This window comes from Thiohalorhabdus denitrificans, assembly GCF_001399755.1.
Classification (GTDB): domain Bacteria; phylum Pseudomonadota; class Gammaproteobacteria; order Thiohalorhabdales; family Thiohalorhabdaceae; genus Thiohalorhabdus; species Thiohalorhabdus denitrificans.
The window spans coordinates 1-1,498 of record NZ_LJCP01000012.1; the positions used below are offsets into that span (position 1 = coordinate 1).

Genomic DNA, 1,498 nt, shown 5'->3' on the forward strand with positions numbered 1-1,498 from the left:
GCGTCCTTGTACCCGGCGATGCGTGCGGACTGGATCTCCTCGCCGTCGGGGCCGAAGAACATGATGGCGGGCGGGCCGATGATGTTGAAGCGGCGCTGCAGCTCCTTGTGGGCGCCGCTCTGCTCGGTGACGTCGGCCTGCAGCAGCAGGGCGTCCTGGTCGGCCAGGGCCTGGTGGACCCGCGGATCCTCGAAGGTGGTGCGCTCGTAGCGCACGCACTCGATGCACCAGTCGGCGTAGAAGTCGAGCATCACCGGGCGGCCGGCCGCGGCGGCGTCGTCGAGGGCCGCCTGCAGCTCGTCGGGGCCGCTCACCTCCCGGAAGTCCAGGTGCTCGGCGTCGCCGCCCCCGCCTCCGGCGCCCCCGGTGCTGGCCACGAGGCCGTCGAGGGGATCGAGGGGGTCCTCGCCGCCGGTCACCGACCCCACCAGCTGCAGGGTACCGAGCACCACCAGCACCACGCCGAGGCCCTTCCACAGGCGCTGCCAGCCGCCGGCCTCGGGGGCGAGGCGGTCGAAGGCGCCGAGGTAGACGGCGGTGATCACCAGCAGCAGGCCCCACAGGAACAGGGTCACGGCGTAGGGCACCACGCGCTCGAGCAGGAAGATGGCCACGCCGAGCAGCAGCACGCCGAACACGTACTTGACGGCGTTCATCCAGGCGCCGGCCTTGGGCATCACGGAGCCGGCGGTGGTGCCCACCACCAGCAGGGGCACGCCCATGCCGAGCGACATGGCGAACAGGGAGGTGCCGCCGAGGACCATGTCGCCGGTCTGGCCGATGTAGAGCAGCGCCCCGGCCAGGGGCGGGGCCACGCAGGGGCCGACGATGAGGGCGGAGAGCACGCCCATGACCCAGGTGGCGGGGAGGCTGCCGCCCTTCATGTGCTGCTGGGACTGCTGCAGCCGGCTCTGCAGGGAGCTGGGCAGCTGCAGGTCGTAGAAGCCGAACATGGACAGGGCCAGGGCCACGAACACGGCGGCGAAGGCGCCGATCACCCAGGGGTTCTGCAGGGCGGCCTGGATGGCGGCCCCGGTGGCGCCGGCGACGACGCCGAGGAGGGCGTAGGTGACGGCCACGCCGAGCACGTAGGCCAGCGACAGGCTGAAGGCGCGGGCCTTGGTCATGCCGGTGCCGCCCTCGCCGCCGCCGGAGCCGACGATGATGCCGGACAGGATGGGCACCATGGGGAAGATGCAGGGGGTGAAGGCGAGCCCGAGGCCGGCGAGGAAGAACAGGCCCAGCGCCACGAGGCCGCCGGACTCCAGGGCGGCGGCGAACTGGCCCTGCTCGGAGGTGGAGCCGCCGGCGGCGCCTTCCCCGGCGCCCTCGCCAGCGTCACCAGCCGCGCCGCCGTCCCCGCCGCCGGACCCCGGCCCGCCCGCGGCGGCCGCCGGGGCGTCGGCCAGGGAAACCGTGAGCTCCTTGGTCTGCGGCGGGTAGCAGACCCCGGCGTCGGCGCAGCCCTGGTAGCGGGCCTCCACCACCACCTCGTCGG

At 73.8% G+C, this 1,498-nt stretch carries 1 protein-coding gene; it reads right to left on the reverse strand.

Annotated elements, in window-relative coordinates:
- A partial coding sequence (dsbD, locus tag AN478_RS11640) for a protein-disulfide reductase DsbD (protein ID WP_231627414.1) occupies positions 1 to 1,484 on the reverse strand: 1,484 nt, incomplete at its 3' end.
- Positions 1,485 to 1,498 lie beyond the last annotated feature (14 nt).